The following is a 3,580-nucleotide window of genomic DNA, read 5'->3' as shown; positions in this document are numbered from 1 at the left end:
CTTGGATGAGAGTATTCAGTTTTGAGCGTGCAAGCTCAAAGAAAAGAGTGCGGTGGCAGTGGCAAGAAGGATACACCTGTTCCCATGCCGAACACAGAAGTTAAGCTTCTTCGCGCCGAAAGTAGTTGGTGGGAAACTGCCTGCGAGGATAGGGCGCTGCCGCGCGAAGCAAGAGTCAGACGGAAGTCTGGCTCTTTTTTTGTTCCATTTTTGCCTTTGTTTTTTGAACGATTTTCAGCCTGTGACTTAAGATTCTGAGACAGTTCATGCTTTTTGCTTAAGCTTGCGGCGTTTGTCAGGGAGCGTATTCTGCGGTCTTAATTTTTTGGTTATAATTGCTGTTATTGATAGCAAAGCAGAGAGGAGCTAACGATTATGACTAGTCCGATTCACGTCAACTCAGAAATTGGCCGGCTCAAGACGGTAATGCTGCACCGACCGGGGCATGAGATTGAAAACATCACCCCGGATTCAATGGACCGGCTTCTGTTTGATGACATTCCTTATTTGCCGATTGCCCAGGCTGAACATGATTTTTTCGCTCAGACCCTGCGGGAAAACGGCACTGAAGTCCTTTATGCCGAGGACCTGCTGGCCGAGGCCTTGACCGCCAAGAAGGTCAGGCAGGAGTTTATCGCCAGGCAGGTCAAGGAGGCGGGCTTTATCGTTGGGGCCACCCACGATGCCTTAATCGAGCATCTGGAATCTCTGGAGCCGAAGGATTTGGTGGCTAAGATCTATGAAGGGGTGCGCCGGGAGGAAATTGAATATCAGGAATTGGACCTGGCGGCCGTTTCAGCTGAAAGCACCTGGACCTTTTTGCTGGATCCCTTGCCAAACGCCTACTTTACCCGGGACCCGCAAGCCGCGATCGGCAATGGCATGTCCGTCAACAAGATGACCTACCCGGCCCGCCAGCGGGAATCGATGATCACGGAGTACATTCTCAATTACAACACCCGTTTTGCCAGCAAGGTGCCAATTTGGCGGGGAAGAGACCATGTCAGCCATATTGAGGGCGGGGACGAGCTGGTCTTGAGCGATCATGTCGTGGCTATCGGGATCTCGCAGCGGACCAGCGCCCAGGCAATCGTGGAAATTGCTGAGCAGCTGTTCAAAGGCTCCAATTTTGACACGGTGATTGCCATCGCGATCCCGCATAACCATGCCATGATGCACCTGGACACGGTCTTTACTATGATCAACTATGACCAGTTTACGATCCACCCGGCAATTTTGACTGATGACGGGCAGGTGGACAGCTGGGTTCTGCATCCTGGAAAAAACGGCAAGATCACCTTAAAGCACTACACGCAATTGGTTGAAGTCTTAAAGAGGGCTTTGGGCAAATCTGAAATCGACCTGATCCCAACTGGCAACGGCGACCCGATCGCGGCGGCCAGAGAGCAGTGGAACGATGGGTCCAACACCTTGGCGATCGCGCCTGGGGAAGTCGTGACCTATGACCGCAACTATGTCTCCAATGACTTGCTCCGAAAGCACGGGATCATCGTCCATGAGGTCCGCTCCAGTGAATTGTCCCGCGGGCGCGGAGGTCCGCGCTGCATGTCCTGTCCTTTGGTCCGGGAAGACCTGGAATAGCATTATTAAACGGTTAAAACGCTCATCTAACCTAGATGGGCGTTTTGCTTGCTATTGGCAGCCTCATTTGGAACAAGGGCCGCAGTTGGGTACTTTTCGGGAACCCGCCTTTGAAGAAGCCCCCTACTAAGCCCCAAGCCCCCAGCCAAATCCCAAACCGCATCCCGGGTTAGCCACCTGCAGCGTTCTTTTTTCGAAAAAACACTTGCATTCTTTTCCGAATACGGTATACTAGTATTTGTGCTTACGGCGCAGGCCGTAGCCAATGATTCGGAGGATTAGCTCAGCTGGGAGAGCATCTGCCTTACAAGCAGGAGGTCATAGGTTCGAGCCCTATATCCTCCATCGAGTCGTTAGCTCAGTCGGTAGAGCATCTGACTTTTAATCAGAGGGTCGAGGGTTCAAGTCCCTCACGACTCATGGCCCTGATCTGCGGGTGTGGCGGAATTGGCAGACGCGCTAGATTTAGGTTCTAGTGTTTTCGGACGTGTGGGTTCAAGTCCCACCACCCGTATTGTATCATCTGATACATCAAGCCGATTTAGCTCAGTTGGTAGAGCATCTGTCTTGTAAACAGGGGGTCGTACGTTCAAGTCGTATAATCGGCATTAATATGCGGAAGTAGTTCAGTGGTAGAACATCACCTTGCCATGGTGGGGGTCGCGGGTTCGAATCCCGTCTTCCGCTTAGCCTTCTTTTGCCGGAGTGGCGGAATTGGCAGACGCACAGGACTTAAAATCCTGCGGTTGGTTTCAACCGTACCGGTTCGACCCCGGTCTTCGGCACTAATGCACCCATAGCGCAACTGGATAGAGTGTCTGACTACGAATCAGAAGGTTGTAGGTTCAAGTCCTACTGGGTGCATCATCTTTACGGGAAGTAGCTCAGCTTGGTAGAGCACCTGCTTTGGGAGCAGGGGGTCGCAGGTTCGAATCCTGTCTTCCCGATTGTAATTGAATATAGTTTAGTCCATATTGATTACATATGGCGGTGTAGCTCAGCTGGCTAGAGCGTCCGGTTCATACCCGGGAGGTCGAGGGTTCGATCCCCCCCGCCGCTATTTTGGATACTTGGACCTTTAGCTCAGTCGGTTAGAGCAGACGGCTCATAACCGTCCTGTCGTAGGTTCGAGTCCTACAAGGTCCATCATCGGCTTTGCCGGAGAGGAACAATGGCTCGGTAGCTCAGTTGGTAGAGCAATGGATTGAAGCTCCATGTGTCGGCGGTTCGATTCCGTCCCGCGCCATCTACATATGAATATTTGCGGGTATAGTTTAGTGGTAAAACCACAGCCTTCCAAGCTGTTGTCGCGAGTTCGATTCTCGTTACCCGCTTATGGGCCTGTAGCTCAGTTGGTTAGAGCGCACGCTTGATAAGCGTGAGGTCGATGGTTCAAGTCCATCCAGGCCCATTGGAGTAATACTCAAGTGGCTGAAGAGGCGCCCTTGCTAAGGGTGTAGATCGGGAAACTGATGCGAGAGTTCGAATCTCTCTTACTCCGTCACTGAAGAGCCGCGTGAGCGGTTCTTTTTTTGCCTTCGGGCCTTATTTTCTCTTGCTAATTTGCCCTTAGCTGAGAAAAAGCTAGTTTTTTTGTAAAAAGGGCTTGCCAAAAGACTGCTTTTTCTGTATTCTATTATTTGTTGACGCGGCAAGGCGTCGGCGAGGCCTGAAAAAAAGGCCTTGACAGAATAGCAGCTTTCATCTAATATAATAAGAGTGCTGTTAAGCAAACGGCCCGTTGGTCAAGTGGTTAAGACACCGCCCTTTCACGGCGGTAACATGAGTTCAAATCTCGTACGGGTCATTGCCGGAAGGCAGACAATTGAATATGTCATTATCCAGATAATCTGGAGGATTACCCAAGTGGCTTAAGGGGACGGTTTTGAAAACCGTTAGAGGGGGCAACTCCTGCGTGGGTTCAAATCCCACATCCTCCTTTTTCATTATCGCGGGATGGAGCAGTCTGGTAGCTCGT

The 3,580-nt window shown here is 51.3% G+C and carries 1 protein-coding gene, 16 tRNA genes and 1 rRNA gene; all 18 read left to right on the top strand.

Annotation, left to right across the window (positions count from 1 at the left end):
- Positions 1-48: 48 nt before the first annotated feature.
- The 18 genes from rrf to FYJ62_RS10200 all read left to right on the top strand — a co-directional run bounded on the left by rrf (position 49) and on the right by FYJ62_RS10200 (position 3,542).
- A 5S ribosomal RNA gene (gene rrf / locus FYJ62_RS10285) occupies positions 49-165 on the top strand.
- Positions 166-375: 210 nt separating this feature from the next.
- Positions 376-1,602, top strand: coding sequence for an arginine deiminase (gene arcA / locus FYJ62_RS10280; RefSeq protein ID WP_154549555.1), 1,227 nt, complete (start codon positions 376-378; stop codon positions 1,600-1,602).
- Positions 1,603-1,874: 272 nt separating this feature from the next.
- Positions 1,875-1,947 (top strand) — tRNA-Val (locus FYJ62_RS10275).
- 2 nt (positions 1,948-1,949) lie between these two features.
- A tRNA-Lys gene (locus FYJ62_RS10270) sits at positions 1,950-2,022 on the top strand.
- A gap of 12 nt (positions 2,023-2,034) precedes the next feature.
- Positions 2,035-2,116, top strand: a tRNA-Leu gene (locus tag FYJ62_RS10265).
- A 21-nt stretch (positions 2,117-2,137) separates the two neighbouring features.
- Positions 2,138-2,210: transfer RNA gene (locus tag FYJ62_RS10260), tRNA-Thr, on the top strand.
- Positions 2,211-2,217: 7 nt separating this feature from the next.
- Positions 2,218-2,289: transfer RNA gene (locus FYJ62_RS10255), tRNA-Gly, on the top strand.
- 12 nt (positions 2,290-2,301) lie between these two features.
- A tRNA-Leu gene (locus tag FYJ62_RS10250) sits at positions 2,302-2,387 on the top strand.
- 5 nt (positions 2,388-2,392) lie between these two features.
- Positions 2,393-2,466 (top strand) — tRNA-Arg (locus FYJ62_RS10245).
- 9 nt (positions 2,467-2,475) lie between these two features.
- Positions 2,476-2,549, top strand: a tRNA-Pro gene (locus FYJ62_RS10240).
- Between the two features lie 39 nt (positions 2,550-2,588).
- Positions 2,589-2,662, top strand: a tRNA-Met gene (locus FYJ62_RS10235).
- A gap of 12 nt (positions 2,663-2,674) precedes the next feature.
- Positions 2,675-2,748 (top strand) — tRNA-Ile (locus FYJ62_RS10230).
- A gap of 27 nt (positions 2,749-2,775) precedes the next feature.
- Positions 2,776-2,848: transfer RNA gene (locus FYJ62_RS10225), tRNA-Phe, on the top strand.
- Positions 2,849-2,865: 17 nt separating this feature from the next.
- Positions 2,866-2,936: transfer RNA gene (locus FYJ62_RS10220), tRNA-Gly, on the top strand.
- 3 nt (positions 2,937-2,939) lie between these two features.
- Positions 2,940-3,013: transfer RNA gene (locus FYJ62_RS10215), tRNA-Ile, on the top strand.
- Between the two features lie 2 nt (positions 3,014-3,015).
- Positions 3,016-3,103 (top strand) — tRNA-Ser (locus FYJ62_RS10210).
- Positions 3,104-3,337: 234 nt separating this feature from the next.
- Positions 3,338-3,409 (top strand) — tRNA-Glu (locus tag FYJ62_RS10205).
- A 45-nt stretch (positions 3,410-3,454) separates the two neighbouring features.
- Positions 3,455-3,542, top strand: a tRNA-Ser gene (locus FYJ62_RS10200).
- Positions 3,543-3,580 lie beyond the last annotated feature (38 nt).

This window comes from Lactobacillus porci (assembly GCF_009695985.1).
Classification (GTDB): domain Bacteria; phylum Bacillota; class Bacilli; order Lactobacillales; family Lactobacillaceae; genus Lactobacillus; species Lactobacillus absianus.
Note: the sequence above shows the minus strand (reverse complement) of the source record. Positions and strands in the feature narration are given on the sequence as shown.